The organism is Embleya sp. NPDC127516 (assembly GCF_044765325.1).
Classification (GTDB): domain Bacteria; phylum Actinomycetota; class Actinomycetes; order Streptomycetales; family Streptomycetaceae; genus Embleya.
In genome coordinates this window covers 251,157-276,742 of sequence record NZ_JBIWJT010000004.1, presented here as the reverse complement: position 1 = coordinate 276,742, position 25,586 = coordinate 251,157, and the positions used below count along the sequence as shown (strand labels likewise).

Here is a 25,586-nt window from a genome sequence, read left to right as displayed (position 1 = left end):
GCAGCGCGGTGATTCGGCTTTGAACTGGTGCTCGCGTTGCGGAGCAGTGCTCTCGTTTCGATTGCATGCTCTTGCTTGTGGAGCGGTGCAGGGACGTCAACGACGACGAGTTGATGCGGCAAGCCAGTGCGGGATGATCGGCCCGCCACACTCGCTGCCGCGGCGCGAAGGTCGGCAGTCCACGGAGTCGCGGCCGTGCCCGTGCCCGTGCCCGTGGGCAGCGGCGGTGGGGTGTGGGAGCCGGCCGTCAGGCGGCGTATCGGGGCGACGGAAGGCGAGGGCGGGTCAAAGCCGTGTGGCCGTGCGGATCAGCCCGGCGAGGGCGAGGGAGCGGCTGTGCGCGGGCCACGCGATGTGGGTGACGACGGGGGACGCGTCGGCCAAGGGGACGGCCGTGTGCTCGGCCCATAGCCAGGCGCGGGCGGAGTCGGGGAAGACCGCCACGGTGCGTCCGAGGGCGATGAGCTGGGCGAGCTGCGTCTGGTCGTGGATCTCGGGGCCCGGGCCGGGTGGGTACGTGCCGTCGCGGGACCAGCGCGCGAGTGGAAGATCGGGGATGTCGCCGACTTCGGCCAGGGACAGCGTCTTGCGCGCGGCGAGGGGGTGCCCGGCGGGCAGGATGGCGATCTGCCCCTCGGTCATCAGTTCCTCGCTGTCGAACCCGGTGAGGGAGTTGAACGGCGCGTGCATGAGCGCCACATCGGCACGGCCGTCACGCAACATCTCGCCCTGCTCACAGGTGCCACTCGGCAGCACCTCGATCTCGGCGGCATCGGGCTCGGCCGCGTAGGCGTCGAGGAGCTTGTGCAGCAGTTCGTGAGACGCGCCGGCCTTCACCGCCAGCACCACGCGATTGCGGGGGCCGCCCGGACCGTCGGCGCCACCTGCGCGACGGGTGCGGCGAGCGGCGGCGATGGTCGCGTCGAGAGCTGCACGGCCCTCGTGCAGCAACATCTCTCCGGCGACGGTCAGGGCGACGCCGCGGCGGTCGCGTTTCAGCAGCGAGACGCCGAGGCGCCGTTCGAGGTGCTGGATCGCCCGGGACAGCGGTGGCTGGGCCATGCCCAGGCGCTCGGCGGCGCGGCCGAAGTGCAGTTCCTCGGCGACGGCGATGAAATACCTCAGCTCGCGGGTCTCCAAGGTGTCCATGGGCGCAGCCTAGCTCGGTGATACCTACCGGGTATGACAGGGCGCTGCATCAGTATTGGATGCACCGCTCGACCGCGAGCCAACATCGACGGCATGAGCGAAACCGTGAACACTCCCTCCGCCGCACTGCCCGGCGGTACCTGGACCCTGGGCGACCTGACCGTCACCCGCTTCGGCTACGGCGCCATGCAGCTCGCCGGTCCCGGGGTGATGGGCCCGCCCGCCGACCGCGACGGTGCGATCGCCGTCCTGCGCGAGGCCGCCGGCCTCGGGATCAGCCACATCGACACCGCCGGTGCATACGGACCACGCGTCACCAACCGGCTGATCCGTGAAGCGCTGCATCCCTATCCCGAATCGCTGCACATCGTGACCAAGGTCGGCGCGGTCCGCGATCAGCACGGCGGCTGGCCCCCTGCCCGACAGCCCAAAGACCTGCGCCACGCCGTCCGCGAGAACCTCGAGGACCTGGGCCTCGATACGCTGGACGTGGTCAATCTCCGACTCGGCGACGCCCGGGGCCCTCGTCCCGGCTCGCTCGCCGAGCCCTTCGAGACCCTCGTCGAACTCCGGCAACAGGGCCTGATCCGACACCTCGGAGTGAGCAACGCGACACCGGAACAGGTCGCCGAGGCGCAGGCGATCGCGCCGATCGTGTGCGTACAGAACATGTTCAACCTCGCCTACCGTCAGGACGACGAGCTGATCGACGAACTCGCCGACAAGGGCATCGCCTACGTGCCCTTCTTCCCGCTCGGCGGCTTCACCCCGCTGCAGTCCACGGCTCTTTCCGCCGTGGCCACCCGGCTGAACGCGACACCGATGTCGGTCGCCCTGGCCTGGCTGCTGCGGCGGTCGCCGAACATCCTGCTCATCCCCGGCACTTCGTCGACAGCGCACTTGCGCGAGAACGTCGCCGGCGCGCAACTCCCGCTCTCCGACGAGGACCTCACCGAGTTGGACAACATCGGCCACTAGCAGGACACGGCCCGGCCCCGGCAGGCTGGACGAAAGGCCGGTGGCGGCGCGATGCGGACCTCATCGTTGGTGACCGACAGGCGCGTTCACACAGTGCCCGGGTCCGACGACCCCCCTTGTGTCCGGTCAGGTGGCTTCCACGCGCGCGCCGCGTCTTGGAGCACCGCTCTTGTCCGGTCTCGTGCCTGCGTCTCGGAGCGGTGCTCTCGTTTTGGTCGGGTGCTCTGGGTTGATGCCTTGGGCTCGCTGACGAGGGCGGTCCCGAGCGTGCCGTGGCCTGGGTGGATGGGTGGTCCGGTCTCGGGGCGCGTCGCCCAACTGGCTCGGTCAGCGGCGCGGGTGGCGGCGAGCGAGGCGGGCAAGGAGGCGCGGGCGGTGGGGCCGCCGGGTGTGGGCAGGGTGGTGCGGCGGCTCCGGGCGGGTGAGTTCGGCTCGGTGAGGATGCCACGGGTCGTCGGGGGAGCGCATCGGGACCTTGCGCTGTGCTTGGACTTGGATCTCGAGGTGGGCGTCGTTCGCGGTGCCGTGCAGCGCCTCGTCGTAGGACGCCATGGCCCTGCGGATGGCCGCGCCGGCGAGTCCTCGGCGTCGAACGTGCGAGGCCAGCCACACGCAGCAGGCCAGCATCGTGCCGAGGCAACCGGCGACGGTCAGGAATCCCAGGAAGCCACCCATGGCGTCGAGCCTACGTCCGGGCGCGGCCACGCCGGCCACGCCGAAGTGAACTCGGCGAATACGTGCCGGTGATCGTCGTCCGCGTGGGCGTGCGGAGGTCAGCGTGAGCCCCCGGCCCCGGCCGTGACCATGGCCCGCCCCCGGCTTGGTCCTCGGCCTGGCCCCGACCCGGGCCCACCCTGCCCGGTTCGCCCCGCCACATCTCGGCCCGGGCCCGCCCCGCCCTGCCCCGCCCCGCCTCACTTCGGTCCGGGCCCACCCTGCCCCGACCCGGGCCATCCCGTCCGGTTCGCCCCGCCACATCTCGGTCCGGGCCCACCCCGACCCGCCCCACCCCACCCCACCCCGCCCCGCCCCGGCCCATCCCGCCCGGTTCGCCCCGGCGTGGTTGTGGGGGGTGCGGGAGGGGCGTCCAGCCGGGAGCGTGGAAGGCAAAAGGCGTTGCGAGGAGGGGCTGTTCGCTTCGTGCTCACTGTTTCGACGAGGACGGAAAGTTCCGCGCGAGGTGGGTGAGGTTCGGGGCGGCGGCGCTGATACTGAGGACATGGAACCCGTTGTCTTCATGACACTGCCGACCATGGTCGTTCTGCTGACGGTCGTGGCGTTCGTCGATCAGATGATGCTTCGGGCCGGGCGGGCGGGGCTGTTGCCGTGGCGGAACAGCGGGAGTCGGGGGCAGGTTTCGGCCACCGGCTTCGAGCAACTGCATGCCACTTTCTCGCCGGGGAAGCAGAGCGAGCTCAAGGAGCGGCAGACGGCGCTGCTGCTGCGGGACGACGAGGAGGACGGGGCGCCACCGAACCGGACGACGGTGGATCTGGAGCGCGGTACGGCAGTCGTCCGCATGCCGCGGGCCGATCGGTAGGAGGTGGGAAGCGCTCCCACTCTCCGCGCTCGGCTGCGCGGTGTGGTGACCACGTTTGAATTGGAACCGTCCGACGGGAAAAGGCGGTTGGTGTCGGGGAGGGCGATCCGCGCCGAGCGTGGCCCGGGCGGAGGCGCCGTCGGATGGATGTGGCTATGGATGTGGATACGGGGCGACGCGCGGTTGGGTTACTTGTCGAAGGCGGCGAAGTAGGCCGCTGCCATGTCCTGGTCGCCATGGCCCTGTTCGGAAGCACGGCGGAAGCGAGCCGCGCCGGCTGCGACCACGTCCATGCGGATGCCCGTGTGTTCGGCGGCCTGGAGGACCAGGCGTGCGTCCTTCTCCGCGTTGTCCACCGAGAAGCTGGGGGTGTAGTCGTCGGAGAGGATGGCGGCGGACTTGAGTTGGAGGTAGCCGCTGTCCATCGGGCTGCCGCCGACGACGTCCAGGAAAAGTTGCGGGTCCACGTCCAAGCCCTTGGCCAGGGCCAGGGCCTCGCCGACGCCGTGGGTCAGCGCCAGGACCCACGTGTTGAGGACGAGCTTGAGTCGGGTGGCCGCGCCGGAGGTACCGTCCTCGCCGACCCACAGGGTGCGCCGACCGATCGTGTCGAACAGCGGCTGTACGGCTTCCCGAATCGCCGGCGTGCCCGCCGCCAGGACGACCAACTGCCCCTGCTCTGCGGGTCCCCGGGTGCCCTGGACCGGGGCGTCCACGAGGGTCAGTTCGTGTTCGCGGGCAAAGATGACCAGGTCGTCCAGCGCGTCGACGCCGACCGTGCTGATCTGCACCCACACCGTGCCCGGGCGCAGACCCGGTGCCGCCGCGCGCATCGCGTCCAGGACACGCGGGCCGTCGTTGAGCACGGTGAGCACGATGTCCGCGCCGGTGACCGCTTCGGCGGGTGACGCCGTGGCCGTCACGCCGTCGGTGGCCAGTGCCGCGGCCTTGTCGGGCGTACGGTTCCACGCCCGCACCGGGAAGTCGTCCCGGGATAGATTGCGGGCGATGGCGGCGCCGATGATGCCGGTGCCCAGTACGGCGACGGTGGGTCGGATCGGGGCGGGTTGGGTGCTTGTCATGGCATGGCTCCGCATCAGGTGGTTCGAAAATCTTCGTACCCAGGTACCGTAGACACCCACGGCATGCGCCGGCAACCGTGGGGTCGAAGCAAGGAGCGGATGCGGGATGCCCGTCCAGATGCACCACCCGTCGCTCGACGACGTGCCGTTGAGCGCGGTCTTCGCCGCGCTGTCCGACGACCACCGGCGTGCGGTGGTGGTCGCGCTGGCCGCGGACCCGAACCGTGAGCAGCCGTGTTCGGCGTTCGCGGTGCCCGGGACCAAGTCCACCCGCTCGTACCACTGGAAGGTGCTGCGCGAAGCGGGCCTGATCGTGCAACGCAACACCGGCACCGGGATGCTGTTGCGTCTTCGTGAACCCGAGTTTGATCAACGGTTTCCGGGGCTTCTGGCCAACCTGATCCGTCTCGAAGGCCTCCCGTCGCCGGATGTGACGGGGCCCGTGGAGGCGGCGGAGGCTTCGGGTGCCTCCGAGGCGATGGGCGAGAGGGGCGACCAACCGCTCGGCTTGTGAGCGCGCGGCAGCCTGCCCGACGTGGTGAGGGGGCGGGTCGCGTGGCCGATAGCGGGTTGTGTTGACGCCGATCGCGGAGAGTGACGCCATGCGCCGAATGTCGAGTGCCGAGTCCCATTTGCCGAGTGTGGAGTGCCGCCGGCCATAGGTGCCGGTCATCGGGCTCTGCTGCGCAGTATCTCGGCCGTCATCCGGACTCCCTTGGTAACTGGCCTATGGATAAAGGGAGTTCATGGTGATCTCCGACGGTGGTGGTGGCGGCGGCGGCGACTGCGACGGCTGCGGTTCCGGCGTCGACGGTTGGAGCCTCGTCGAGCGATCCCGTGAGCGGTGGGCTCGGTTGGCCGCGATGTTGGCCGTCAATTCGCATACCCCGGACGCCTTGTTACAGCGGTTGGCGCAGAGTGAGGATGTGCTCACGCTCGTTTCCCTCGGTGGGCGTGCCGGGTTGCCCAAGGCAGTGGTACGGCGGTTGCTCGGCCATCCCGATTCGGCCGTGCGTGAGCGGTTGCTCGATCGATCCGACCGGGCCGTGGAGATTCGGATCGCCCTGCACAACGACCCGGATCCGGCAATCCGCAGCGCGTGCGTCGAGGCGCGCTTCGGAGGACTCGGCGGACTCGGTGACGTTCCCGAACTCCCGCATGCCGTCTATGCTCGCCTGGCGATCGACCTCGATCCGAAGGTGCGCCGGGTCCTCACCCTCGTCCCCCATCTCCCCGACGACCTGGTCGAGTTGCTGGCCCGGGACCGCGACCGGCTCGTCCGACTGGGCCTGTTGCAGCGCTGGAGTACGCTCCCGGCAGTCGCTCGGACCATGCTCGAAGCCACTGCGGACGAGGCCACGCGCCGCGACCTCGCGCTGTATGTACCGGGCCATCGGCCCACCCCGGAGGTGCGCCGCGCGCTGCTCGACGACCCGTCGTCGGCCCGGCGGTTCGCGCTGGTGGCGCCGCTGGACGCGGCCGAGGCGGCCGAGTTCGCGGGCCACCCGGATCCGGGGGTACGCGCCGCGGTCGCGGCCAATCCGACCCTGCCCGCGTCGACGCGCGTGTTGCTTGCCGAGGACGTCTCGGCGACGGTCCGCAGTCACGTGGCGATGCGTCCGGACGTCGGGCCCGAGGAATGCGCGGCGATTCGCCCGTGGCCGGCAGACGCCGTGGATACGGTGGACTGGCTCGTCGATCGCCTCGACGACGTCGACCTGCTTCTGCGCTACCTGGATAGCCCGCATCCCGCCTTCCGCCGCAGCGTCGCGTGCAGCCCGGCGCTTCCCTCGTACGCCGTGGCCCGGCTCGGGACCGACCCGGATCACCGCGTACGCCGGATCCTGGCCGAGCACCACCCCGACGCCCCGACCCAACCCCTGGTGGGCCGGATACCGCCGCTGCGCCGGGGGCCGGGCGGGCCGGCGATCGACCATCCCCGCTTTCCGCCTGCGGCGCTGCGCCGGTTCGCCGATTCCCGCGACCCGCACCTGCGCGCGCTCGCGGCGCTGAGCCGGCGGAGCTCGCCCGACCTGGTCGAACGCCTGAGCCACGATCCCGAGTCCCGAGTGCGCGTCTGCGCGGCGGGCAACGCCCGGCTGAGCCGATCACGCGCTCTGGCGCTGCTGGGCGACCCGGACCCCAGGGTTGCGGAGGCGGTGGTTCGGTACACCCGACTACCCGAGGCGACGATGTCCCGCATCCTGGCCCGAGCCGGCCTCTGAACCCGGGGCCTCCGAACCCGGGCCGACCTCCGAACCCGCAGGGTCGGGACGCTCGCCGGCTCGGGTCGGGTGCGGCGTGGTGGGTGTGTTGGTCGCGGCTTCGGCGTAGCGGCGAGCCAAGTGCGCGAAGGCGTCCCTGAGTTCGGCCGGGCCGACGACCTCGATGTCGGCGTCGAAGCCGCCGATGGTGGCGGCCAGACCGGGCCACGACCACGAGCCGAGGAGCAACCGGCAGCGGTGCGGGCCGAGTTCCTCGACGAGCCCGTCGCGGCTGTAGCGGGACACGTCGGCGGCGGGCAGGTCGAGGATCACCTCGCCGCGGCAGGGCCAGTCGGTCGAGTTGTCGGAGCCGTGGAACCTGCCGGCGACGAAGGCGGACACGTCGACTCCGCCAGGCAGTTCACGCGGGGTGAAGCGGGGTCCGGTGGGGGTGCGCGGGGTGATCCGGTCGGCGCGGAAGGTACGCCAGTCCTCGCGGTCGAGGTCCCAGGCGACGAGGTACCAGCGGCCGCTCCAGGTGACGATGTGGTGGGGCTGTACCCGGCGCGGAAGGGGGAGCGCACGGCGTTCGTCGTTGCCGTTGCCGTTGCCGTTGCCGTTGGCGTTGCCTTGGCCGCCTTCGCCTTCGCCTTCGTCCTCGCCTGCGCCGGCTTCCGGCGGGGACGTGCGGGCGTAGTCGAAGCGCAACACTTCGCGGGCGTGGACCGCGGCGCCGAGGGTCATGAGCACGCCGCTGTCGACCTGTGGGTTCGGTCGGGCCGTGGGTCGCTCGACGGCGGTGACCTCGAAGGTGTCGATGCGCCGGCGCAGACGGGCCGGCATGACCTGGCGGACGGTGGTCAGCGCGCGTGCGGCGGCCTCCTCGATACCGGCACCGGTGGTGGTGGCGATCCGGAGGGCGACGGCGAGGGCGACGGCCTGCTCGTCGTCGAACAACAGCGGCGGCAGTTCCGTGCCGGCGTCGAGCCGGTACCCGCCGTCGGGTCCCTTGAAGGCCACGATGGGGTAGCCGAGTTCGCGCAGCCGGTCGACGTCGCGGCGCACGGTGCGCGGGCTGATGTCCAGGCGCTCGGCCAGCAGCGCCCCGGGCCAGTCCCGGCGCGCCTGGAGAAGCGAGAGCAGCGAGAGCAATCGGGCCGAGGTCTTCTGCATGGCTCCATGATGCCTGGAGAAGCGGCCACAACCTGACCTCTTCTGCTGCGACTGTGATCTCGGGCCGGACGGGGAGAACGCACGGACCAGCCGGGGCACCCGCTCCCGGCAGACACCGTCGACGTGATCGCGGTCCGTGGTGAGCGGTGCGCGCTCTGCGGTGCGCGGGCCGCGGTGTGTGGCCTGTGGTCCGCGGTTCGGTACGGCGGGCGCCGCATGGTGTCCGGAGAAGGCGATCATCGAAGGTCAGGAGCCAGGATGTCGGTTAAGTCGGTCACTCATCTGAACTTCCGGGGCGAGGCTCGGGCGGCGCTCGAGTTCTACCGGTCCGTGTTCGGTGGTGACATCGCCGTCGTCGCGTACGGGGATGCCGGGAACGTGTCGGATCCCGTCGCGGCGGGGCAGGTGATGTGGGGTCAGGTGGTCGCGGACAACGGCTTCCACGTGATGGCGTACGACGTGCCTGCGGGGATGCCGTGGGATCGGGGTGTGAACTCGTTCTTCGTCTCCCTGCGCGGCGAGGACACGAAGGAGATCACGACGTACTGGGAGAAGCTCTCCGTCGGGGCGAGCATCGTGCAGCCGTTGGCGCCGGCGCAGTGGGCTCCGCTCTACGGGATGCTCACGGATCGCTTCGGCGTCGTCTGGGTGCTGGACGTGACGAGTCCGTACAGCGGGTGAGAGCGGCGAGCGTGATGGGGAGGCGCGCGCGCCGTCCGCCCCTTCCCGTCACGCTGCCGGGCGACGCTCCTGTGACCAGGCGGCAGTGCGGCGGGACGGCACTTGAAGAACCGGAACCGGAACCGGACCAGAACCAAGAACGACGAACGAAGACCGACGAACGACGAACGCGACGGGTGCGACCGCCGCGATCGACGGAGCGGCCGAGCGCCACCGCCGGAGTCTCGTGCGGGACCGAAGAAACCATGACCGGCACCGACAAGCCATCGAAGGGAACACCCACCATGAGGATGCGGCCCCTGGGACGGACCCGAACGCGGGTCGGTCCGCACTGCCCGGGCACGATGACGTGCGGCCCGTCCCGGGGCTCTGCCCCGCGCATCGCCGCGGTGTCGCTGCGCCGGCGGGCCGTCGACGAGTGCGCGGCGGTGTGCGGCCGATGACCGTTCTCGACACGCGGGCGCTCAACCGCGCGACGCTGGCCCGGCAGTTGTTGCTCGATCGCGCGGACGTACCGACCCTGGACGCCGTCGCGCACCTGTGCGGTTTGCAGGCGCAGGAGCCGCAGGAGCCGTTCGTCGGGCTTTGGTCGCGGCTGCGGGCGTTCGATCCGGCGGTGCTCTCGGGTCTGCTGACCGGACGGCGCGTGGTACGGACCGGTCTCATGCGCCGCACCGTCCATCTGGTCACCGCCGAGGACGTCCTGGCCTGGCGGGCGCGCCACGACGACATGCTGCGCCAACGGGTCCTCGGCGTCTACCGTCGCGATCTCGACGGGGTGGACCTCGACGCGCTCGCCGCGGCGGGCCGGGCGGTGATGGCCGACGGCGAACCCCACACGACGGCGGAGATCACGCGGGCGCTCGCCGAGACGTGGCCGAAGACGGAACCGCGGGCGCTGGGGGAGATGGTGATCAGCGCCCTGGTCCCGATGGCGCAACTGCCGCCGCGCGGAGTGTGGCGCACCAGAGCGGGCGTACGCCACCTTCCGCTCGCCACGTGGCTGGGACGCGAGGTGGATCCGCCGGCGCCGGACGGGTCCGATCCGGTGGGGCGGGCGCTGGTACGGCGATATCTGGCCGCGTTCGGGCCGGCCGCCTCGGCCGACCTGCGCGCCTGGTGCGGGCTCGCCGGGCTGCCGGCCGCGATCGCCGCGGTCCGGGAGGAACTGGTGAGCTTCCGCGACGAGCGGGGCCGGGAACTGTTGGACCTTGCCGACGCGCCGCGTCCGGATCCCGATACGCCCGCCCCGGTACGGTTCCTGCCGGCGTTCGACAACGCGATCCTCGGCTACCACGACCGCACCCGGATCATCGACTACGAACACCGCGGCCTGTCCGTCGCCGGTGCGCGCGTCGTCCTGGTCGACGGTCGGGTCGCCGCGACCTGGACCGTGGAGACGGGCACCGTGGTGGTCACCCCACTGCGCCCCTTCTCCCGAGCCGACCGCACGGCCATCACCGAACAGGGCCAGGAACTGGCCGGGTTCCTCTCCGACAACGACAGCCACCGAATCCGGATCGACCCACCGACCGACTGACCACCCGCAAGCACGATCCGCGTCCACGACTCCGGCCTCGGCGGCGCCCCCGGCGCCCCCGACGCCCCCAGTGCACACGGTCTCACCCAGCGGCACCGTTGCCGGCGCCTGCCGCCTGACCGCACACTGCCGCCCTACTCCGTTTTTACGACCACTTCGCCGTCGAGCCCGCTGCCCCTTGCGCCGTGGCGCACCTCGTGCCGTCCCAGTCCTTCGACCCCGGACGCCCGGCTGCCGATGGTTGTTGGGCGACCGGGTCGCCTGCGCCGCCCCGCGCATGACCGGCTGGGCGTGGCCCTCCCCGTTCCACGCTGCGTCGGCGCCTGTGCTCGCGCCTCCGTTCGGGTCCGCCTGGCCTGCTTGGGGCAGGGCGACCGGGCCCTCCCGTGCCGGGCTCCCCGAGACCGGCATCCGGTGGCTCGCAAGCTGCCATCCGACGTGGCTTCCGGGTTCTTCGCCGTCGGGCTCGCTGCCGCCCGTGCCCGGGGGTACCTCGTGCCGCGCCGCTGTTGGGTTGGGGGCGGCCTGGTTGGGGTGTCTGGTTGTTTTGGGTGGGGGTGGAGTAGCATCCCGAGGAGTTGCTGAATCGTGTCAGCGTTGGTTCGGTCGGGTGGGTCGGCTGGGAAGGGGTCGTTGTGAAGTTGCATGTTCATGAGCGTGGGGACGGGGACAAGGTTGCGCTGCTCGTGCACGGAGGGATGTCGGATCACGGGACGTGGCACGCGTTGGAGGATGTGCTCGTGGCGCGGGGGTATCGGGTGTACGCGCCCGACCTGCGGGGGCACGGGCTGAGTGGGCGAGGCGAGTACAGGCCGGAGTTGATGGCCGACGACCTCGTCGAGAGCCTGCCCGTGGGCGCCGATGTGGCGATCGGGCACTCGCTCGGCGCGCTCGCGCTGTCGTTGGCCGTCGAGCGGTTGCGGCCGGGGAAGGCCGTGTACTCCGACCCGGGCTTTCGGCTTGCCACCGTGCCCGCCGGGGCCTACGAGGGGATGCGGGCGATGGTGGCCAACGCCTCCTCGGAGAGCATTCGTGCGATGAACCCGAGGTGGTCCGAGGCGGACGTGCGGGCCGAACTCGAGGGCTTCCGCAAGTTCGACCTGAGCTTCCTGGCCGAACTCGGCGGCTTCGACGGGGAGTACGTCCCCGCCGCGCCGGTGGTGCCGAGTCTGGTCCAGTCCGCGGCGAACAGCTTCATCATGACGCCCGAGCTCAACGAGGAGCTGCGCGCGAACGGCTTCGAGGTGCGTGTGGTGGACGACGTCGCGCACTGCATCCACCGCGACGACTTCGACGCGTTCCTGAAGTCGCTCGACGGCTGGATCTGACCCACTCCCGGCGGAGCGGGCCGACCTCCCGCGCGGTACGCCCCCGCCCGATCGCCCCGGGCGAGCGGCGGTACCACGCGGGAGGCGCGTCGGCGCGCCGGTTCGGCCCGGAGCGAACTCGATTCGCCGACGTGCGTGCCATCGATATGGTCCCGATATGGGGCGATCGAGTGGTGTGTCGAGTGGTGAGTCCGGTGGTGCGTCGCGCGTGGTCGAGGTGGGCGGGATTCGCCTGGTGCACGACGTGTGGGGCGAGCCGCAGGCCCCACCGCTGGTGCTGTTGCACGCGCTCGGCGAGGATGCGCGGGACTGGGCCCGGATAGCCGAGACCCTGGCCGAACAATGGCGGGTGTACGCGGTCGACCTGCGTGGGCACGGGCGCAGCGACTGGCCGGGTGACTACTCGCTCGAACTCATGCGGGACGACCTGGTCGGCTTCCTGGACGCGCTCGGTCTGGAGCGGGTGGACCTGATCGGGCACTCGATGGGCGGCATCGTGGCCTATCTCATCGCGCAGGAACATCCGGATCGGGTGGGCCGGTTGGTCCTGGAAGACGTATCCGTCCCGCTGCCGCGCGAGGCCGTGCCGCCGAGCCGACCCGAAGGCGAACTCGGCTTCGACTGGGACATGGTCGTCGCCATCCGCAAGCAGATCGACAGCCCCGACCCGCAGTGGTGGGACCGCCTGGGCCGGATCACCGCCCCCACCCTCGCCGTGGCCGGCGGTTCGACCAGTCACATCCCGTACGAGCGCATCACCGAGTGGTCCCGTCGCCTTCCCGATGCCCGAGTGGTGACCATCCCGGCCGGCCACCTGATCCATGCCGTCGAGCCGGACGCCTTCACCGAGGTGGTCCAGACCTTCCTGCGCACCCCTCCGCGCGAAGACCGCCACCCGCACTGACCCCGGACATCCGCGCGACCCGGGTACACACACCCGGACGCCGGACGCCGGCCTCCCGCACGCGGCCCGTCGCCGGCCGCCCGCCGCACTCGGACCCACGACCCACGCCCGTACTCGTTCCCGTCCCTTCCGCCGTGTGCCCGAGCGCCCAAGCGCGCGACTGCGCGAGTGCCCGACCGCTCGACTGCCCGACTGCCCGACTGCCCGACTGCCTGACCGCCCGAGCGCCCGAGCGCTCGACTGCGCGCGTGCCCGACTGGCCGAGCCCCCGAGCGCCCGGCCACCCAGCCGCGCCCGCCAACCCCGCCGTCATCCGAAACAGCACAGCACAGAGCACCCCATGACCGGCCGGATCAGCGCCCCCTGCCACCACGGCGCGAATTCACACGGTCGACGTCCGTTGTTGGCGATACGGATGATCCACATGGGTTTTCCACCCAATACCGTGCGCATGCCCCCCAACCGACAGCGCCGGAGAACCACCATGTGCCAACAGCACGACGACGATTGCGCCCAGCCCGTCACACCGTTGTCCGGGCCCGCCCGGAGGGCGTTCCTGCGCTCCGCGGCCCTGGCCGGCGCCGGCGCCGCCGTGGTGGGTGCGGTCGGCATCTCGCCGGCCGCCGCCGCGGCAGCCGACGACGAAGCCGCCGCCGCGGGGGCGGTGGATGCGCAGCACCTGCCGGACTGGCGTCCGGATCGGGACAGTCGACGGTTCACGCTGGTGGTGATGCCCGACACGCAGTACATGTTCGACGAGGCGAGCATCACGACCGCTCCGATCGAGGCGTCCTTCCGGTACATCCTGGAGCACGCCCGCGACGACAACATCGTCTTCATGTCGCACCTGGGCGACCTCACGCAGAACGGCCGCAAGGCCGAGTTCGACGGGATCGGCCGGGCGTTCGAGTTGTTGGACCGCAAGGGCGTCGCGTACAGCGTGATGGCCGGCAACCACGACATCGACTCCAACACCGACGACCGGCGCGGCCGGTCGCCGTACCTGGACACGTTCGGCCCGCAGCGCTTCCGCGGCAAACGCTCCTTCGGCGGGGCGACCCCGGACGGATACAACACCTACCACCTGTTCCAGGCGGCGGGCCGGGAATGGCTCGTTCTCGCGTTGGACTGGCGGCCCTCGCCGGCCGGCATCGCGTGGGCGAAGAAGGTGATGGCCGAGCACCCGCACACGCCGGTGATCCTGACCACCCACGAACTGGTCTCGGCCGACCGGCCGGGCCAGGAGGCGGAATTCTCGGAGCACGGAAGGCAGTTGTGGAACGACCTGATCAAGAGCAGCGATCAGATCTTCCTCACGCTCAACGGCCACTACTGGCCCGCCGGTCGCACCACGCAGCGCAACGACGCCGGTGGTGAGGTGCACCTGCACATCACCAACTACCAGAACCGCTACTTCGGCGGCGCCGCGATGATCCGGCTCTACCACTTCGACCTCGATCGCGACACGATCGACGTCGAGACGCTCTCCCCGTGGATCCTCGGGCGCAGCAACCGCGGGCTCAACGAACTCGAACGCCGTGAGATGGAGTTGACCGGACCGCAGGACTACTTCTCGGTACCGATCGACTTCGAGAAGCGCTTCGCGCGGTTCGCCCCGATACCCCAGCGCCCGGCCCGCCCGGCGCAGCGCTTGGTGGTGCCCGGCACGGTCGCCTACTGGCGCTTCGACGGCGCGCACCAGGACGGCGCGCCGATTCCCGGTGCGCAGCGCTTCGCGGACCTGTCCGGGCGCGGCAACGATCTCACGCTGGTGCCGGCGCCGGGAGCCGCGGCGGGTGCCGTCAGTTGGTCCCACCAGTACCACCCCGATCAGCCCGGGCACGGCAGCATCCGGCTGGCCGGCGGCAAGTCCCCGCTGCGGGGCGGCCACCTCCAGACCGCCGCCGGAGCCCCGTTGAACACCGCGACGTTCCGTTCCGGATACACGATCGAGGCGTTCTTCAAGCTGCCCGCCGACTGGGACGGGGGCCGCGACGCCTGGTCGGCGCTGCTGAGCCGCTGGGGCATGAGCGGCGAGGCCCGCAAGCCCAACGGCGATCCGCAGGAGCCGGTGGTCACGCTGAGCCTGTCCGGTGGCCGTGAACTCCAGTGGTGTGTCTACCCGTTGAACAGCGACGGGTCGGCGACCAACTGGGGCCACGAGTTGGCGCTGGACACGTGGTGGCACGTCGCCGTGGTCAACGACGCGCGGCAGACCACGATGTACGTCGACGGTTGCCCGGTGGTGCGCAACCCGACGGCACGCTCGATCGGCCTCACCACGCTCAACCTGCCGTGGATGCTTGGCGGTTACGCGTACGACGGCAAGCTCGACCAGACCATCAATGCCTGGGTGGGGGACGTGCGGATCGTCGAACGCGCGCTGCGGCCGGACGCGTTCATGATCGCCCGGTAACCGGCGATCCGTGGCGTGGGTTCGACGCGTGGCTCCTAGCCATCGACCCGAGCCGTCGACCCGAGCAATCCGACCCGCGGCATCGATCCACCGGGATCGGTCGGGAGCGAGCGTCGCGACGACGCGACGCTCGCTCCCCACCCGCCCCTCAACCGCCGAATCGTGCTCGCAGTTCGCGTTTGAGCACCTTGTGGCTCGGGCCCAGAGGCAGTTCGGTGACGAACTCGACGCGGCGCGGATATTTGTGGCGGCCCATGCGATCTCGGGCCCAGGCGATGAGTTCGGCCCCCGTCGGGGGCGGGTCGGTGGTCGGGGCGAGGACGATCACCGCGCAGATCTCCTCGCCGAGCAGCCGGTCCGGCAGGCCGATCACCGCGGCCTGGGAGATGGCCGGGTGGCGCAGCAGCACCTCCTCGATCTCGCGCGGGTAGATGTTGAAGCCGCCTCGGATGACGATGTCCTTCTTGCGGTCGAGGATCGTGACGTACCCGTCGGCATCCTTGATGCCCACGTCCCCGGTGCGGAACCAGCCGTCCACGAGGGCCTCGGTGGTGGCCTCGGGGCGATTCAGATAGCCGGTGAAGACGTTGTGGCCCCGGACGACGATCTCGCCCGACTCGCCCGGCGCCAGCAATTCGATCGCGTCCTCGGTCTCGGCCCGGGCGATCTCGACGTCGACGCCCCACACCGGGTGTCCGACGGTGCCGGGCCTGGCGCCGAAGACCTCCTGGTTCACGGAGGCGGTCGGGGACGTCTCGGACAGGCCGTACCCCTCGTACACGATGGCGCCGAACGCCGCCTGGAACCGTTCCAACACCGGTACGGGCAACGACGCCCCGCCGGACAGACACAGGCGCAGTTCGGGCAACGCCGGTGCGGTGCGGGCGGCGTCGACCAGTGAGATGTACATCGTCGGCACGCCGTGGAAGGTGTTGACGCCCTCGGCGACCATCAGCGCGATCGCCGTTACCGGGTCGAAGCGCGGCAGCAGGACCAGGGTCGCGCCCACCCGCCAGGTCGAGTTCATGCTCACCGTCTGGCCGAACGCGTGGAACAGCGGAAGCGCGCCGAGCGCGATGTCGTCCGGGAGGGCGTGGTTCGCGTCGAGTGCGCTGACGGTCGCGTTCATGACCAGGTTCAGGTGGCTGAGCACGGCGCCTTTGGGCGTGCCGGTGGTGCCGCTGGTGTAGAACACGACGGCCGGGTCCTCCGGGGCGCGGGTGGCATACCCGACCATCGGCTCGACCGCGTCGCCCAGTTCCTCCAACCGCTCGGTAACGGCGGCGACTTCCGCGATCCCCTCGGCTCCCGCGATCCCCACCTCCTCGGTTCCCGCGACCTCCTCGATCCCCGCGATCCCCGTGATCCCCATGTCGTTCGGGATGGGGTCGCCCGCCGCTTCCTCCGACCGCCCGATCGTGAGCATCCGCACCCCGGTCGCGCGGGCCGCCCGTTCGCCGACCGCGCGGTGCCTGTCGTGGCACAGCAGCAACTTCGCGCCGCTGTCGCGCAGCACGTACGCGGTCTCGTCCGAGGTGAGCAGGAGATGGACCGGGACGACCACGGCCCCGGTGGCCAGGATCGCGTAGTAGGCGCGTGGGAATTCGGCGGTGTTGGGTGCCATCAGCGCGACCCGGTCTCCCGGCCGTACCCCGATTCGGATCAGTGTGGCGGCCTGCACCCGGGCCTGGCGCCACAGGTCGGCGAAGCCGATCCGCACGTCGCCCTCGACCAGTGCGATGTGATCGGGCCTGCGCCGAGCCGCCTCGGCGAGGATCGCGGCGAGGGACAGGGAGGTCATTCGACGGTGCTCCTTTCCCCGGCTTCCGGCCTTTTCCGCGACCATCATCCGACCGGGGCTACGCGCCGAAGCGCAGCGGTTCGCCGGTTTCCAGGAGCGTCTTGAGGTTGGAGAGGATCATCGGCCAGCCCTCCCGAACGCTCTTGAGCATCTCGGAATCGGCCGCGAAGCCGTCGTGCAGGACACGGAGCGCGACCACTTCGCCGAGCGGTACCAGGTCGAAGGAGACCCGGGAGATCGGCTCCCGGCGGTGCTCGGCCAGTTGTTCCGGGCTCCAGCCGAACATCTCGCCGATCTCGGGCTCGTAGTTGTGCCAGGTGTAGGCCAGTCGGACCGGCGGTTCGGCCGTCAGGACCACCTGGCCGGCGTCGCGGGGAGCCATCCGGGGCGCCATCGACCAGCGGACCGGCGAGCCGACCTGCCAGTCGGACTCCGGTCCCGAGCCGTCGAAGTAGCGACTGATCTCGGTCCGGTCGGTCAGCGCGTGCCACAACACCTCGGGGGTGGTGCGGATGTACAGGACATAGGTGAACTGCGTGTCGGACACGGGGTTTCTCCCAAGTGGGGCGGCATCGCTCACGGGGCGACCGATGCCCGGGGATCGCCTTCGTCCAACTATCCGACGGTTCGGCCCGGTCGTCCGGTACCGTGCGCGCGCCACGCCGTAGGAGCGTGCCGAACCACCCGGAGGTGGGCCGGTCCGCCGGTCGGCTCCGCGCGGACGACACCCGCCGCTCACCGGGAGTGGGCGGCCCGTGTTCGGGCGGGCCGAACGGGTCACGGCCATCGTCGTCGTCCGTGAGAGGGTCGTGTGCCCCGTGGGAGGTATCCGGATCGCCTGCGGCGCTGCACCGGTCGGCCGATGTGCGCGAGCATTCGAGGGCTCCAGGATCGGACCATGACCGGATCCCCACCACGCCGGAGGGCCGCACCATTCGCTCTCGCCCTCTCCCTGGCACTCGCCTTGGCCCTGCTCACAACAGCGGCATCGCCCGCCTTCGCCTCCGCCCCCACCACGACAAAGGTGTCCGCCGGCTCCGCCGCCACCCCGCGCACCTCGCTGCCCCGTCCCACCGGCCCCCATGCCGTCGGCCGGGAAACCCTCCACCTCGTCGACCGATCCCGGCGCGACCCGTGGGTGCCGGAGGCCGAAGCGCGTGAACTGATGGTCGGCATGTTCCATCCGGCCCGGCCCGGCACCGGTACGCCCGCGCGCTACGCCACGCTCGAGGAGGCCCGGCTGCTTGTGGCGGATCGTGGGCTGGGCGGCGTGCTCCCGGCCGAGACGCTGAGCGCCACCGGCATCGACGTCGCGGTCGACGCACGGCCCGCGCGTGGCCGGTTTCCGCTGGTCGTGTTGTCCCCGGGATTCGGTGTCTCGGCCTGCACGCTCACCGGCCTGGCCGAGGAACTCGCGAGTCGGGGGTACGTGGTGGCCGCCGTCGACCACGCCTACGAGTCCGTGGGCACGGCCTTCCCCGGTGGACGGATGCTCACGTGCGTGGCATGCGAGAAGGCGCGTACCGAGGCGGATCTCGCGGCGGTGACGGCGGGCCGGGCCAAGGATGTGTCCTTCGTCCTGGATCGGCTCACCGGATCACGCCCGGCCTGGCGGTACGCCGCCCTGATCGACCGCAGCCGGATCGGCATGGTCGGCCACTCGATCGGCGGCGCGAGTGCGGCGGCGGCGATGGCGGTCGATCCGCGCATCCGGGCGGGCCTGAACATCGACGGCGCGTTCCACTCCGCCGTACCCGAAGAGGGCCTGCACGGAGGGCCGTTCCTGATGCTCGGCACGGACGACGACACGCACCGTCCCGGTGGCACGGACCGAAGCTGGGACGAGGCATGGAGCCGACTCGACGGCTGGAAGCGGTGGTTGACCGTGGCCGGCGCGAACCACTACACCTTTACCGACTTCCCGGTCTTCCTCGACGAACTCGGTCCGCCCGGAACCCCGTCACCGCCCACCACCCTCACCGGCCGTCGCGGGTTGGACCTGACCCGTGTCTACGTCGGGGCGTTCTTCGAACTCCACCTGAAGTGTGTTCCCCAGCCCCGGCTGACGGGCCCCACGTCGGCCGATCCGGAAGTGCGATTCCACAACCCGTGACGGGCCTTCGAGCCGATCCCCTTCCCCGGAACGGACCCGACCGCCTTCGGATCGAGTAATCCAGGCCGACCCTCCGGACCCGAAGACGGTCCGCCCGCCCCGAAAGGAGTGTGGCCCGGCGGCGCCGCGTGGGCGCCGCCGGGCTCGGGACGCACCGGCCGAAAGGGGGTCGACCGATGCGAGGTCGTCGGGTCAGCCGGTGAAGTTCTTGAAGAGGTTGGTGAATTCGTACGGTGACTGGCTGATGCTGCTGCACGTGGGCGAGACGCCGCCACCGGGGCAGGAGCCGTTGTCGCGACCCACCGACCAGAACGCCAGCCGACCGATGTGGTTGGTGTTCGCCCAGGTGACCAGCTTGGTCGCGTCCGACTGGACGAAGATCTTGCCGTTGAAGTTGCGGCCGATCATCGGGGTCACCGCGAGCATGCCCTTGAGTTCGGCGTCGGACTTGGTGGGCCAGATCTCCTTCATCTGACGCAGCGTCGATTCGGCCGCGGCGATCACCGCGTCGCCCCAGACCGGACGCGAGGTACCGAACTCCATCGTCATCGCGTTCACGACGTCCACTCGAACCCCGTTGTCGCGCGCGTTCTTGAGCAGGTCGACGCCCAGCGCCGGGGTGAGTCCGTAGTCGTCACCCTGGATCATCAGGGTGAAGCTGACGGTGGTGGCCGGCCGGTCGCGCTGCACCTTGGCGAGTGCCTTGTTCATGGTGCCGATCGGGATGGACGCCTCGATGTCGATGTCGAGATGCTTGACGCCGAGCGTGTCGATCACCTTCGTGTACGCGGCGGCGAGCGTGTCGACGCTGCCGCAGGACGCCTCCAGGTACGGGCCGGCCGCTCCGCCGAAGGCGACCACGACGTCACCGCCCTGGGCACGAAGCGCGGCGATCTGGTTGACGATGCGCGGTTCGTCGAGCGCGATCGTGCCGCCCCACTTGGGGTCACAGCCGCTGTTGCTGCCCAATACGAAGGCCAGCGTGAACAACTTCTGGCCGGTGGCCGCGGCCACGTCGGTCAGGGTGGGGGTGGGTGCGGTGATGTCGATGTAGGGGACGCTGCGCACCGATCCCGGCGGGTCGCCGCCTCCCGTCGTGGTACGGGCGATCAGCTCGGGCGTGAACGGGGACACGTTGCCCGATGCGTCCTTCGCGCGGACCTTGATCGGGTAGTCGGTGCCGGGGGTCAGCCCGGACAGGGTGACGCCTGCCGTGGCCGTGGTCGCGGTCGCCACGCCCGCGACGTACACGTCGTAGCCCGTGATCCGGTCGTTGTCGGTGGACGGGGTCCAGGCCAGGGCCAGCGCGGACGGGCCGGCGGTGGACACGCGCAGGTCGGTCGGTGTGCTGGGCGGGGTCGTGTCGGGTACGGCCGGTCCCACGCACGGGTTGCCGTTGAGCTTGCAGTCGACGGGAGTTCCCGGCCCCGCGCCGAGGAAGCCGAAGGTGACCGAGGCGCCGGGCGCGAGGGTGCCGTTGTAGTCGCGGTTGGTGAATACGTGATGGTTGCCGGATCCGGTCTTGAGGGCGTCCCAGTACGAACCGACGGTGGTACCGGCGGGCAGGTCGAACTCGACTCGCCACCCGGTGAGCGTGCCGGTGCCCTGGTTGCGGATCGTGTATTGCCCGGTGAAGCCGGAACCCCAGTCGGACGCCTTGGCGAAGGTCGCTTCGGGAGTCGCGGCGTGGGCGGCACCGGTGGGCAGGACCACCAGCGCGATCGGTGCGGCGACGGTCGCGGCCAGCACCCGGGCGAGTGCGCGCCACCCGCGTCGGGTGCGGTGGGGATGCCCCGTCTGAGACGAACGGGGCCTGAGAGAGCGCGAGTTGCGGTGTCTTGCGCGGAACACAGGGATCATCGAGCCGGCTCCTGGACACGTCTTGGGACGCGAGTCGGGGGACACGAGTCGGGGGACGAGAGACGTGGGGTGTGGGATGCGGAGGTGGGACATGCCGGGCGCGCGCCGCCGGTTGGCGTGCGCCACCGCTCGCGGCCGGACGGTGGGCTGTCGCTGCCTCCTTGCACGGACAATGGTCTATACCAACCCTGTTCCCGTCCATAGGTGCGCGGGCACTTTTTCGAGCCGCCCGGCAAGTATTGGCAAGACGCCTCCGGGGCGCGGGAAATTTTTCCTCGCCACAATGACGACACATCTGACGGTGCGTCAGAAGTGGAGCGATGCAGGCCAAGCCGAGTTTTCGACGGAGTTCGCGACACCTCGGTTGGGGATTAATGAAGCCTTCCCGGCCCGATCCCCTCGGAAAGACCGGCTCCGTGCTCTTGCGCGACCGGTCGAGCACGGCGACTCTGAGTACCGCCACGCCATTGGTCTATACCTGTCCCGCCGGACCGCAGGCGGCGGCACCCGTATGCCGGAACACCGGGATCCGTCGCGGCCGTCGCGGATCCCCGTCCCACCCGTGTCGACCCACCCCACCCGTGTCGACCCACCCGTCCGCGCCGACCGTCCCATCCGCGCCGATCCGCCCCATCCGAGGGCTCCCGTACGAGGCCTCCCGCACGTCCGCGTTTTCGGCAACTCCTTTACCCGGAGGGCTTCATGAAGTCTCGCCGCAAGGTGGCGGCTTTCGCCGCGACCTGCTGTCTGGCGCCCCTGACGATCGCCGCACTCTCCACCGGCACGGCCCAGGCACACGGCACGCTGAGCAATCCGCTCAGCCGCACCGGCACGTGTCGTGCCGAGAATCCGGAGAATCCCACGTCCGCCGCGTGCAAGGCCGCGGTCGCGATCGGCGGCACGCAGGCCGTGTACGACTGGAACGAGGTCAACCTCGCGGACGTTGCCGGCCGGCATCGTCAAGTGATCCCCGACGGCAAGTTGTGCAGTGCCGGGCGGGACAAGTACAAGGGCTTCGACCAGGCGCGCGCCGACTGGCCGGCGACCACCGTCGCCGCGGGCAGCACGTTCAACTTCCTGTTCCGGGCCACCTCCCCGCACCGGGGCACCTTCGAGTTCTACGTGACCCGGGACGGCTACGACCCCACCGTGCCGCTGAAGTGGTCGGACCTGGAGCCCACTCCGTTCCTGACCCAGACCAACCCGCCACTGGACAACGGGTCGTTCGTGATGAACGGCCGGATGCCCACCGGCAAGACCGGTCGCCATCTGATCTACGTCGTCTACCAACGCACCGACAGTCCCGAGGCGTTCTACTCGTGCTCGGACGTCGTCTTCGGCGCCGCGCCCGCCGCCGCGCGGGTGAACGCGGCGACCGCGCCGCTCGCGCACGAGACCGGCGCGCCGTACATCGAGCCTGCCGGACACAACCACCAGACCATCCACGAGGCCCCGGTCGCCGCGGCCGTGCCGGACAACGGCCCCGCCGGCGTGCCACGCGCGGCCGGCGTAGGCGCGGCGGGAGCGGGCGCGCTGATCGTCCTCGGCGGCGGCGTCCTGGTGCTCACCAACCGGCGCCGGGAGGCCCACGCGCGGCGCTGAACCACGCGCCGACGCCCCACAGATGCCACCTCCGGTCCGGACGAAGCCGACGGGCCCGACCAACCCGACGGCCGCCGCCGGGCCGGAGGTGGGCCAACTCCCCGCCCGACCCGCCGCCCCACGCACCCCGCCCCATCCCCGTGCACCGCGCCCCGCGGCGCCGGTGGATGCCGCACCCGCGCACGCCGCATCGCATCGCACCACCGCACCACCGTCTCGGATCCGCCGCCCCGCATCACCGTCCCGTCCCACCCGGCACCGTCCCTTCCCGTCCCTTCGAAAACGGGAGCACCGATGAGACGAGCACATCCGCTCCGCGCCCTGGCGACCGTGCTGACCACCGCAGCCGCGTCGCTGGGCCTCGTGTTGTCCGCGGGCGGCGCCGCGCCCGCCGCACCGACGACAGCCACCACGACCGCCACCGCCGCCGCGACGCCCGCCGCCGCGCAGCAGGCCCTCGGCACGCCGATGCCCGCTCGCGTGTTCGCGCCGTACTTCGAGGCGTGGACCGGCGAGAGCCCGGCGACGCTGTCCGCGCAGTCCGGTGCCAAGTACCTGACCATGGCCTTCATCCAGACCCCGAGCCGGGGATCCTGCACGCCGTACTGGAACGGCGACACCGGGATGCCGATCTCGCAGTCCACGTTCGGCGCGGACATCGCCACGATCCGCGCGGCCGGTGGCGATGTCATCCCGTCGTTCGGCGGCTACACCGCGGGCAACACCGGTACCGAGATCTCGGACAGCTGCACCAACGTCAACTCGATCGCCAGTGCCATACAGAACGTCATCTCGACCTACGACCTCACCCGGATCTGCCTCGACGTCGAGGACAACTCGCTCACCAATACCGCCGGCATCGACCGGCGCAACAAGGCGCTCAAGCAGGTACAGGCCTGGGCCGCGAGCACCGGCCGGCCGTTGCAGATCCAGTACACCCTGCCGACCACGACGCAGGGCCTGGCCCCCAGCGGCCTGGCCGTGCTGCAGAACGCGGTCACCAACGGCACCAAGGTCGACGTGGTCAACATCATGACCTTCGACTACTACGACAACCAGCCGCACCAGATGGCCGAGGACGCCAAGACCGCCGCGACCGGCCTGAAGAACCAACTCGCGCAGTTGTACCCGACCAAGACCCAGGCGGAGCTGTGGGCCATGGTCGGTGTCACCGTGATGCCCGGCGTGGACGACTTCGGCCCCGCCGAGACCTTCACCACCGCCGACGCGGTCACCGTCTACAACTGGGCCAGGACGCAGGGCATCAGCACCCTGTCGATGTGGGCCCTGCAACGTGACAACGGCAACTGCCCCGGCGGCGGGGCGGCCGACAACTGCTCCGGCATCCCGCAGGAACTGTGGCAGTTCACCCGTACGTTCGCGCCCTTCACCAGCGGGGGACCGGTCACCAACGACTTCTCGCTCGGGGTCAGTCCAGGGGCCGGTTCGGTGGCCAAGGGCGCGAGCACCTCGGCGACGATCAACACGGCGGTCACGGCCGGCAGCGCGCAGAACGTCGCGCTCACCGTCACCGGCGCGCCCACCGGGGTCACCGCGACGATCACCCCGACCTCGGTCACCGCGGGCGGGTCGGCGACGGTGAACATCGCCGCCTCCGGGTCCGCGACGCCGGGTACCTATCCGCTCACGATCAACGGAGTCGGGCCCTCGGCGACGCACAGCGCGACCTACCAGCTCACCGTCACGTCCGGGCCGACCACCGACGACTTCTCCATCCTCGTCGCACCCGCGTCCGGCACCGTCGCCCAGGGTGGGACCGGCACGGCGACGATCAACACGGCGGTCACGGCCGGCAGCGCGCAGAACGTCGCGCTCACCGTGACCGGTGCACCCATCGGGGTCACCGCGACGGTCGATCCGACGTCGGTCAGCGCGGGCTCGTCGGCGACGCTGAGCATCGCCGTGTCCACATCCGCGCAAACGGGCACCTTCCCGCTGACCGTCACCGGTGTGGGTCCCTCGGCGACACACAGCGCGACCTACCTGCTCACCGTCACCGCCATCAGCGGCGGCGGCCTGCTCAACGCAGACCTGGAGAGTGGCACGCTCAGCCCGTGGACCTGCCAGCCGGGCGGCGCGGTGGTCACCACCGTCGCGCACGGCGGCACCCACGCCATCGAGGCGGCGGCCGGCCCGGCGCAGACCGGGGAATGCCGGCAGACGCTGCAACTCGCCCCGAACTCGACGCATACGCTCACCGGTTGGGTCCGCGGGAATTACGCGTACCTGGGCGTCAGCGGCGGCGCGAGCGGCAGCACGTGGGCCTCGCCCGGGGCGACGTGGACCAAGCTGACGGTGCCGTTCACCGTCGGCGCGTCCGGCTCGGTGACCGTCTACCTGCACGGCTGGTACGCGCAGGGTTCGGTCTACGGCGACGACTTCGCGATCAGCTGAGCCCGGTTCGCCGGAGCGGGCCCCGCGGATCCGATCGGGTCCGCGGGGCCGGCAGCGCATGTCCCGTCGATCGCTCATGAACCCCGGTCGTCGGCTCGCGACCCCACCGTGAGCCGGCGGCCGGTCGTCGGCGTGAGAGCGGTGGAAGGTCTCGACGCGACCGGGTCGGCTCGGCGTCGGTGCGTTCGGGCGGCACCCGCGGGCAATACCCGCACGACGACGCCCGCGGGTGCCGCTCGTGGTGCCGCCGAACGCACCGACCCGACACGCGAGACTGCCGCGCGGATCAGTCACAGAGAGCCGCGCGGTGCACTTGGACGGCCGGATGCCGTGCGCCGAACCGACGCAGCGGATCGGCCTGTCCCCGGGCGCGACCCGGGCGCGCATGTTGCGGCTGCCGGACGCGGGGTGTTGCGGGTGGCAGCGCCGGTGCGCCCGGGCACCTGGGCGCGGGTCAACTGGCGTGCTTCGCACTGCGGTTGGCCGATCGGGGAGACACCATGGAGCGCATCACCGTGCACTCCCGTGTGCAGTTCGTCGCGGGCCGGTGTGGGCGGCGTCGACACGGTGGGTGCGGTCGGTGGGGACTCGACCAACGAACTTCGGTCCGGTCCGGCACATTTGCGCGGTCCGCCCGGCGTGCACGACCCGCGGACGCGGCTGCGCCTGGAGATGGTCGAGGAGGGCTACGACACCCCTATGCTCGACGCGGGTTGATGCCACCGGTCCGCCCGCCACCGGCCGACCTGTGCCGCGGGGCCGCCGTCGGCGCCCGGCGCCGGACATGCCTCGGGCCCCGG

Annotated in this window: 20 protein-coding genes; 13 read left to right on the top strand and 7 right to left on the bottom strand. The window is 71.0% G+C overall.

Translation table 11 applies throughout. From position 1 onward, the window contains the following. Nucleotides 1-285 precede the first annotated feature (285 nt). Nucleotides 286-1,149, bottom strand: a complete 864-nt coding sequence (locus ACIRL2_RS09070; RefSeq protein WP_402231183.1) for a LysR family transcriptional regulator — start codon at nucleotides 1,147-1,149, stop codon at nucleotides 286-288. 93 nt (nucleotides 1,150-1,242) lie between these two features. Here ACIRL2_RS09070 and ACIRL2_RS09065 point away from each other — a divergent pair, with 93 nt between their 5' ends. Next, the gene (locus ACIRL2_RS09065) at nucleotides 1,243-2,127 is read left to right on the top strand and encodes an aldo/keto reductase family oxidoreductase (protein ID WP_402231182.1); all 885 of its coding nucleotides are present in this window, start codon (nucleotides 1,243-1,245) and stop codon (nucleotides 2,125-2,127) included. Nucleotides 2,128-2,454: 327 nt separating this feature from the next. Here ACIRL2_RS09065 and ACIRL2_RS09060 read toward each other — a convergent pair whose 3' ends face one another. Beyond that, nucleotides 2,455-2,802 (bottom strand): hypothetical protein, encoded by a 348-nt coding sequence (locus tag ACIRL2_RS09060; RefSeq protein ID WP_402231180.1) that lies wholly within the window; start codon nucleotides 2,800-2,802, stop codon nucleotides 2,455-2,457. Between the two features lie 544 nt (nucleotides 2,803-3,346). Here ACIRL2_RS09060 and ACIRL2_RS09055 point away from each other — a divergent pair. Beyond that, entirely contained in the window at nucleotides 3,347-3,667 is a 321-nt protein-coding gene (locus tag ACIRL2_RS09055) for a DUF6191 domain-containing protein (RefSeq protein WP_395858805.1), read from the top strand. A 188-nt stretch (nucleotides 3,668-3,855) separates the two neighbouring features. On the opposite strand, the gene ACIRL2_RS09050 is transcribed toward ACIRL2_RS09055, so the two are convergent. Then, nucleotides 3,856-4,749, bottom strand: coding sequence for an NAD(P)-dependent oxidoreductase (locus ACIRL2_RS09050; protein ID WP_402231178.1), 894 nt, complete (start codon nucleotides 4,747-4,749; stop codon nucleotides 3,856-3,858). 106 nt (nucleotides 4,750-4,855) lie between these two features. Between ACIRL2_RS09050 and ACIRL2_RS09045 the strand changes: the two genes are divergently transcribed. Continuing rightward, nucleotides 4,856-5,263, top strand: coding sequence for an ArsR/SmtB family transcription factor (locus tag ACIRL2_RS09045; RefSeq protein WP_402231177.1), 408 nt, complete (start codon nucleotides 4,856-4,858; stop codon nucleotides 5,261-5,263). Between the two features lie 232 nt (nucleotides 5,264-5,495). Beyond that, on the top strand, nucleotides 5,496-6,974 hold the full coding sequence (locus tag ACIRL2_RS09040; protein ID WP_402231175.1) for a hypothetical protein: 1,479 nt from the start codon (nucleotides 5,496-5,498) through the stop codon (nucleotides 6,972-6,974). Here the strand turns inward: ACIRL2_RS09040 and ACIRL2_RS09035 are convergent. After that, nucleotides 6,927-8,126, bottom strand: a complete 1,200-nt coding sequence (locus tag ACIRL2_RS09035; protein ID WP_402231173.1) for a helix-turn-helix transcriptional regulator — start codon at nucleotides 8,124-8,126, stop codon at nucleotides 6,927-6,929. The two genes, ACIRL2_RS09040 and ACIRL2_RS09035, sit on opposite strands and share 48 nt — an antisense overlap. Nucleotides 8,127-8,384: 258 nt before the next feature. On the opposite strand from ACIRL2_RS09035, the gene ACIRL2_RS09030 reads away from it, so the two are divergent. From ACIRL2_RS09030 to ACIRL2_RS09010, 5 genes are all read left to right on the top strand, one after another. Then, nucleotides 8,385-8,807 (top strand): VOC family protein, encoded by a 423-nt coding sequence (locus ACIRL2_RS09030; RefSeq protein ID WP_402231171.1) that lies wholly within the window; start codon nucleotides 8,385-8,387, stop codon nucleotides 8,805-8,807. Between the two features lie 439 nt (nucleotides 8,808-9,246). Beyond that, nucleotides 9,247-10,347, top strand: a complete 1,101-nt coding sequence (locus ACIRL2_RS09025; protein ID WP_395858799.1) for a winged helix DNA-binding domain-containing protein — start codon at nucleotides 9,247-9,249, stop codon at nucleotides 10,345-10,347. Between the two features lie 635 nt (nucleotides 10,348-10,982). Further along, nucleotides 10,983-11,675, top strand: coding sequence for an alpha/beta fold hydrolase (locus tag ACIRL2_RS09020; RefSeq protein WP_402231169.1), 693 nt, complete (start codon nucleotides 10,983-10,985; stop codon nucleotides 11,673-11,675). 157 nt (nucleotides 11,676-11,832) lie between these two features. Then, on the top strand, nucleotides 11,833-12,579 hold the full coding sequence (locus tag ACIRL2_RS09015; RefSeq protein ID WP_395858797.1) for an alpha/beta fold hydrolase: 747 nt from the start codon (nucleotides 11,833-11,835) through the stop codon (nucleotides 12,577-12,579). A 484-nt stretch (nucleotides 12,580-13,063) separates the two neighbouring features. Further along, nucleotides 13,064-14,995 carry a LamG-like jellyroll fold domain-containing protein gene (locus tag ACIRL2_RS09010; protein WP_402231167.1) on the top strand — a complete coding sequence of 644 codons (1,932 nt, stop codon included), beginning with the start codon at nucleotides 13,064-13,066 and terminating at the stop codon, nucleotides 14,993-14,995. Between the two features lie 148 nt (nucleotides 14,996-15,143). Here ACIRL2_RS09010 and ACIRL2_RS09005 read toward each other — a convergent pair whose 3' ends face one another. Both ACIRL2_RS09005 and ACIRL2_RS09000 read right to left on the bottom strand, forming a co-directional pair. After that, nucleotides 15,144-16,796 (bottom strand): long-chain fatty acid--CoA ligase, encoded by a 1,653-nt coding sequence (locus ACIRL2_RS09005; protein WP_402231165.1) that lies wholly within the window; start codon nucleotides 16,794-16,796, stop codon nucleotides 15,144-15,146. A gap of 58 nt (nucleotides 16,797-16,854) precedes the next feature. Next, entirely contained in the window at nucleotides 16,855-17,343 is a 489-nt protein-coding gene (locus ACIRL2_RS09000) for an SRPBCC family protein (RefSeq protein WP_402231163.1), read from the bottom strand. 351 nt (nucleotides 17,344-17,694) lie between these two features. Between ACIRL2_RS09000 and ACIRL2_RS08995 the strand changes: the two genes are divergently transcribed. Continuing rightward, nucleotides 17,695-18,909 carry an alpha/beta hydrolase family protein gene (locus ACIRL2_RS08995; protein WP_402231161.1) on the top strand — a complete coding sequence of 405 codons (1,215 nt, stop codon included), beginning with the start codon at nucleotides 17,695-17,697 and terminating at the stop codon, nucleotides 18,907-18,909. A 192-nt stretch (nucleotides 18,910-19,101) separates the two neighbouring features. Here ACIRL2_RS08995 and ACIRL2_RS08990 read toward each other — a convergent pair whose 3' ends face one another. Next, entirely contained in the window at nucleotides 19,102-20,658 is a 1,557-nt protein-coding gene (locus ACIRL2_RS08990) for a cellulose binding domain-containing protein (protein ID WP_395858792.1), read from the bottom strand. Nucleotides 20,659-21,471: 813 nt separating this feature from the next. On the opposite strand from ACIRL2_RS08990, the gene ACIRL2_RS08985 reads away from it, so the two are divergent. The 3 genes from ACIRL2_RS08985 to ACIRL2_RS08975 all read left to right on the top strand — a co-directional run bounded on the left by ACIRL2_RS08985 (nucleotide 21,472) and on the right by ACIRL2_RS08975 (nucleotide 25,503). Further along, a complete protein-coding gene (locus ACIRL2_RS08985) occupies nucleotides 21,472-22,371 on the top strand; it encodes a lytic polysaccharide monooxygenase (RefSeq protein ID WP_395858791.1) in 900 nt (299 codons plus the stop codon). A 294-nt stretch (nucleotides 22,372-22,665) separates the two neighbouring features. Next, a complete protein-coding gene (locus ACIRL2_RS08980; RefSeq protein ID WP_402231159.1) occupies nucleotides 22,666-24,786 on the top strand; it encodes a glycosyl hydrolase family 18 protein in 2,121 nt (706 codons plus the stop codon). Between the two features lie 525 nt (nucleotides 24,787-25,311). Beyond that, complete coding sequence (locus tag ACIRL2_RS08975; protein ID WP_402231157.1) at nucleotides 25,312-25,503, top strand: hypothetical protein; 192 nt, start codon at nucleotides 25,312-25,314, stop codon at nucleotides 25,501-25,503. The last annotated feature ends 83 nt before the right edge of the window (nucleotides 25,504-25,586 follow it).

Excerpts from the sequence above, each read along its gene's own strand:
- ACIRL2_RS08995 (WP_402231161.1), top strand. The coding sequence starts at position 17,695 with ATGACCGGATCCCCACCACGCCGGAGGGCCGCACCATTCGCTCTCGCC.
- ACIRL2_RS09040 (WP_402231175.1), top strand. The coding sequence starts at position 5,496 with ATGGTGATCTCCGACGGTGGTGGTGGCGGCGGCGGCGACTGCGACGGC.
- ACIRL2_RS09025 (WP_395858799.1), top strand. The coding sequence starts at position 9,247 with ATGACCGTTCTCGACACGCGGGCGCTCAACCGCGCGACGCTGGCCCGG.
- ACIRL2_RS09055 (WP_395858805.1), top strand. The coding sequence starts at position 3,347 with ATGGAACCCGTTGTCTTCATGACACTGCCGACCATGGTCGTTCTGCTG.
- ACIRL2_RS09010 (WP_402231167.1), top strand. The coding sequence starts at position 13,064 with ATGTGCCAACAGCACGACGACGATTGCGCCCAGCCCGTCACACCGTTG.
- ACIRL2_RS09050 (WP_402231178.1), bottom strand. The coding sequence starts at position 4,749 with ATGACAAGCACCCAACCCGCCCCGATCCGACCCACCGTCGCCGTACTG.
- ACIRL2_RS09065 (WP_402231182.1), top strand. The coding sequence starts at position 1,243 with ATGAGCGAAACCGTGAACACTCCCTCCGCCGCACTGCCCGGCGGTACC.
- ACIRL2_RS09005 (WP_402231165.1), bottom strand. The coding sequence starts at position 16,796 with ATGACCTCCCTGTCCCTCGCCGCGATCCTCGCCGAGGCGGCTCGGCGC.
- ACIRL2_RS09070 (WP_402231183.1), bottom strand. The coding sequence starts at position 1,149 with ATGGACACCTTGGAGACCCGCGAGCTGAGGTATTTCATCGCCGTCGCC.
- ACIRL2_RS09015 (WP_395858797.1), top strand. The coding sequence starts at position 11,833 with ATGGGGCGATCGAGTGGTGTGTCGAGTGGTGAGTCCGGTGGTGCGTCG.
- ACIRL2_RS08985 (WP_395858791.1), top strand. The coding sequence starts at position 21,472 with ATGAAGTCTCGCCGCAAGGTGGCGGCTTTCGCCGCGACCTGCTGTCTG.
- ACIRL2_RS09060 (WP_402231180.1), bottom strand. The coding sequence starts at position 2,802 with ATGGGTGGCTTCCTGGGATTCCTGACCGTCGCCGGTTGCCTCGGCACG.
- ACIRL2_RS09035 (WP_402231173.1), bottom strand. The coding sequence starts at position 8,126 with ATGCAGAAGACCTCGGCCCGATTGCTCTCGCTGCTCTCGCTTCTCCAG.
- ACIRL2_RS09030 (WP_402231171.1), top strand. The coding sequence starts at position 8,385 with ATGTCGGTTAAGTCGGTCACTCATCTGAACTTCCGGGGCGAGGCTCGG.
- ACIRL2_RS09045 (WP_402231177.1), top strand. The coding sequence starts at position 4,856 with ATGCCCGTCCAGATGCACCACCCGTCGCTCGACGACGTGCCGTTGAGC.
- ACIRL2_RS08980 (WP_402231159.1), top strand. The coding sequence starts at position 22,666 with ATGAGACGAGCACATCCGCTCCGCGCCCTGGCGACCGTGCTGACCACC.